Below are 763 nucleotides of genomic sequence, written 5' to 3' on the forward strand. Positions count from 1 at the left end.
GGAAGCCCCCAGGAGGGGGAGCGGCCTGGAGGGACCTCCACCACCCGTCTGCATCACAGCCCTCAGCCCCTGCCGCCCTGCCGCCACTGATCGCTACGTGGTCCCGGCCGAGTGGCGCCCTACCGCCGTCCGGGTCTGCCGGCCGGAGCGCTGCCGACCGCTACGTGCTCCCGTTGCGTGGCGGCTGCCCGCCGCCCGTGCCCCGGGCCGCCTCTGATCGCTACGTGCTTCCGCGGGGCGTCGGCGCCCGCCACGCCGGGCGGCCGTCAACTCCCCCGTCCGCCGGTCGCCGTGGCTCAACGCGCACGAAATGACCGCCTGCGCATCATCTCCTGCATACCCGCCCTTGCCGACGGCGAGTGCGCACGAAGCGACCACCCGCGTGCTCCCAGTGCCAGCCCACAGTCGCCGTCGTCGGGTCCACGCGTAGCGATCGGGGGCGTCCCCAGCCCACCGGCACCCGCACCCGCCGTCGTGGGGTGCGCACGTAGCGATCGGGGGCGGCCCGAGCCCACCGGCACCCGCACCCGCCGTCGTCGGGTGCGCACGTAGCGATCGGGGGCGTCCCCAGCCCACCGGCACCCGCACCCGCCGTCGTCGGGTGCGCACGTGGCGATCGGGGGCGGCAAGGTCCCCCGGGCAGGGCGCTTCCGTGGGCCAAGGCAGGGCACGTCGGTGGGGCTTCGGGGCGGCGGTTCGCCTTGCCCGAGGGGGACTCCTGCCCCCCTCCCGTTCCCCCCGGGCTTCCCGACAGTCCTTGCCT

Origin of the sequence: Streptomyces toxytricini, assembly GCF_014649915.1 — a bacterium.
Lineage (GTDB): Bacteria > Actinomycetota > Actinomycetes > Streptomycetales > Streptomycetaceae > Streptomyces > Streptomyces toxytricini.